This window comes from Mesorhizobium sp. M1143 (assembly GCF_040318435.1).
In the GTDB taxonomy this organism is placed as follows: Bacteria; Pseudomonadota; Alphaproteobacteria; order Rhizobiales; family Rhizobiaceae; genus Mesorhizobium.
In genome coordinates, this window is sequence record NZ_JAMYMJ010000127.1 from 1 (window position 1) to 3,373 (window position 3,373).

At 58.6% G+C, this 3,373-nt stretch carries 3 protein-coding genes and 2 pseudogenes; 3 read left to right on the forward strand and 2 right to left on the reverse strand.

Annotated features, from left to right (window positions below):
* From nodI to NKH35_RS31035, 3 genes are all read left to right on the forward strand, one after another.
* Positions 1 to 731, forward strand: a 731-nt coding sequence (gene nodI, locus NKH35_RS31025) for a nodulation factor ABC transporter ATP-binding protein NodI (RefSeq protein WP_352917493.1), incomplete at its 5' end; no start/stop codon positions are given.
* Between the two features lie 3 nt (positions 732 to 734).
* The gene (locus NKH35_RS31030) at positions 735 to 1,523 is read left to right on the forward strand and encodes an ABC transporter permease (RefSeq protein WP_023672240.1); all 789 of its coding nucleotides are present in this window, start codon (positions 735 to 737) and stop codon (positions 1,521 to 1,523) included.
* Between the two features lie 64 nt (positions 1,524 to 1,587).
* Positions 1,588 to 2,613 carry a LysR family transcriptional regulator gene (locus NKH35_RS31035; protein WP_352917495.1) on the forward strand — a complete coding sequence of 342 codons (1,026 nt, stop codon included), beginning with the start codon at positions 1,588 to 1,590 and terminating at the stop codon, positions 2,611 to 2,613.
* An 80-nt stretch (positions 2,614 to 2,693) separates the two neighbouring features.
* Here NKH35_RS31035 and NKH35_RS32115 read toward each other — a convergent pair.
* Positions 2,694 to 2,921: pseudogene (locus NKH35_RS32115) on the reverse strand (IS1634 family transposase); the annotation flags it as partial.
* A 291-nt stretch (positions 2,922 to 3,212) separates the two neighbouring features.
* Positions 3,213 to 3,373: pseudogene (locus NKH35_RS31040) on the reverse strand (LacI family transcriptional regulator); the annotation flags it as partial.

A 3,373-nucleotide genomic window follows, 5' to 3' on the forward strand; every position in this document is an offset into this window, starting at 1 on the left:
TTACTGTGCTCGGCGCTCCAGTGCCGGCGCGCGCGCGTTTGGCACGTATGCGCATCGGCGTGGTCCCGCAGTTCGACAATCTTGATGCCGCGTTCACTGTACGCGAGAACCTGCTGGTGTTCGGGCGCTACTTCCGGATGAGCAGACGCCAGATCGATGCGGTCATACCATCGCTGCTTGAGTTCGCCCGCCTCGAGAACAAAGCGGATGCGCGCGTCGCCGAACTGTCCGGCGGCATGAAGCGGCGCCTGACGCTCGCGCGTGCGCTCATCAATGACCCGCACTTGCTGGTGATGGACGAGCCGACCACCGGCCTCGATCCGCAGGCCCGCCACCTGATCTGGGATCGGCTGCGATCGCTGCTGGCGCGGGGCAAGACTATTCTTTTGACTACCCATTTCATGGAAGAGGCCGAGCGGCTGTGCGATCGGCTGTGCGTTATGGAGGAGGGGCGCAAGATCGCCGAAGGTCGCCCGTCCGAACTCATTGACGAGCAGATCGGCTGTGACGTGGTCGAGGTCTACGGCGGCAATCCGCATGAACTGGGTGCGCTGATCCGGCCGTACGCACAGCGCATCGAGGTGAGCGGTGAGACGCTTTTTTGCTATGCACCCGATCCGGAGCAGGTGCTGGCGCAGCTACGCGGGCGCACGGGTCTACGCCTTCTGCAGCGTCCCCCCAATCTCGAGGATGTGTTTTTGCGGTTAACCGGGCGCGAGATGGAGGACTGAACAATGGGCGAACGTTATGCGGCGGGCATGCCCGCCAATGCGTGGAATTGGGTCGCGGTTTGGCGCCGCAACTATCTTGGATGGAAGAAAATCGGGCTTGCATCGGTTCTCGGCAACCTCGCCGATCCGATGATCTATCTGTTCGGTCTCGGCTTTGGCATCGGAACAATGATAGGTCCTGTTGAGGGCTCTTCGTACATTGCGTTTCTCGCGGCTGGCATGGTTGCCACAAGCGTGATGGCATCGGCGACCGCTGAAACGGTCTACGGGAGTTTCGGCCGCATGGGCGACCAGCGCACCTGGGAAGGAATGCTATGCACTCAGCTGACGCTCGGCGATATCTTACTCGGCGAATTGGCGTGGGCAGCCACGAAGGCCCTCATGGCGGGCACAGCAATCACTATTGTTGCCACCACGCTCGGCTACGCATCGTGGCCATCCATCCTCTGCTTGCTGCCAGTCATCGCTCTCAATGGCCTCGCCTTCGCGAGTCTAGCGATGGTCGTCACGGCGCTTGCGCCCAGTTATGAATATTTCATATTTTATAATACGCTTGTTATTACACCCATGCTGTTCCTTTGCGGCGCGATGTTTCCGATCAACCAATTGCCCGGCGCTTTTCAGTATGCTGCCTCCTTATTACCGCTCGCACATGCAATCGACCTCATTCGTCCAGCGATGCTTGGCCGTCCGATTGACAAAATGGGCCTGCATATCGGCGCGCTTTGCATATACACAGTTTTGCCCTTCTTCTTTTCGATTGCTCTTTTTCGTCGAAGGCTGATGCGTTGACGCTACTCACCATTCGAATTGAATGTTTGGTCGCAACCCATTCACACGCCGCCTAGATCAAGACATGCGTTTTAAGGGACTCGATCTGAATCTCCTCGTTGTGTTGGACGCTCTGGTCAGGGAACGTAAAGTCACCGCGGCGGCCCGCAGTATTAACCTGAGCCAGCCGGCAATGAGCGCCGCCGTTGCTCGGTTACGCGCCTATTTCAGCGATGAGCTATTTACGATGAGCGGCCGCGAGCTCATTTTGACACCTCGCGCTGAGGGGCTCGCCCCAGCAGTCAGGGAGGCATTGCTCCACATCCAGCTATCGATTATTTCCTGGGACGCCTTCAACCCAGCCCAATCGGATCGTCGCTTCCGGATTATCCTTTCCGATTACATCACGCTCGTATTTTTTAAGAAGATCGTAGAACGTGCTGCGCGGGAAGCTCCCGCCGTCCGCTTTGAATGTCTCCCTATTTCCGACGACCCCGAGGAGCTTCTCCGGCGCGGCGACGTTGATTTTCTGATCATGCCGGAAGTATTCATGTCGAAACATCCTCGCGCAGCCCTGTTCGAAGATATGCTCGTAGGCGTAGGCTGCGGCACGAACAAGCAGCTGTCGGAGCCACTTACATTCGAGCGATACTTGTGCATGGGGCATGTTGTGCTCAAATTCAGGCACACCCGGCAGCCCACCATGGAGGAATGGTATTTGCTCGAGCACGGTTTCGAGAGACGTATCGAAGTTGTCGTACAGGGCTTTAGCCTGATCCCGCCCGTCCTGTCAGGCACCAGCCGCATCGGGACTATGCCCTTACGGCTGGCGCAGCATTTCGCAAAAACAACACCCCTGCGGATTGTCCAACTTCCGCCGCCACTTCCTCCTCCTGCATTCACGGAAGCCGTCCAATGGCCTGAGCTTCACAATAGTGATCCGGCAAGCATGTGGATGCGGGAAATGATGTTGCAGGAGGCATCTCGCCTGGCGCCTTTGCCTGAAATCATTGAGCGTCTCGGGCACGCCGATCCGACCTTTCGTTTCTTGGTACCGACTGCCACCTCGAAATCGCGTGCGAAGTCCCGGAAGATGTTGAGCCCCACTTAATCACCGCCTGTAAGACAGGCTGATCAGCATGTTCGACAAGCGCCGGCGCGGCGCGTGTTACCTACGTTCTGGGGCTGATCTCAGGCGAGTTGCTCGTCGAGGATGTGTGGCAGAGTGATGCCAGCTGCCTTGATTGCCCGCTTTGGCCGTAGGTGGTGACGACGCGAGCATTCTTTTCGATGGCGGCTTCTGGAGGCGGACGCGATCGCGTAGGAGCGGTTGCCCTTCGGGCGTCGGGCCTTTGGCCCGGCAGAGCGGCGCAGTTCCTTGCTAAGTGCGAGGGGCCGGAACGAGCAGAACACACGCCCGGGCTGCTACTGAATTGACTGCCGCCTCGATTTGCGTGCGAAGTCCCAGAAGATGGTTAGCCCGGTTAAATTCCTACCTTGCCGGCTGTGCCGCGGCTTTTCACGTGCAGCCAGGCGAGGAGATGGCGGTCGACGAGGTCGACCCCAAATGGACTGTGCTGGCCTCGCTCGGCTCTTGCCGTGCGGGAGCATTGACCACACCCCCTGCACGAGAACGTGGGGCATGTTGGCAAGTGAAGCCGGTGGAGGTTGACGCTGCGGATCTAGGCAATCTAACTCGCGCTTCCGCCTTCATATATTTTCCGGCAGATGGATGTCGAACGGCAGAAATGTCTGTCCGGGTGTTTCAGCGGTGCCGGTCTCGATAGCCCGTGTCATCAGCGTTATCAGCTCCTGGCAAAGCCGGCGCATTGGCGTGGCGACCGCCATCGTGACGATGTTATCTGCAAGCG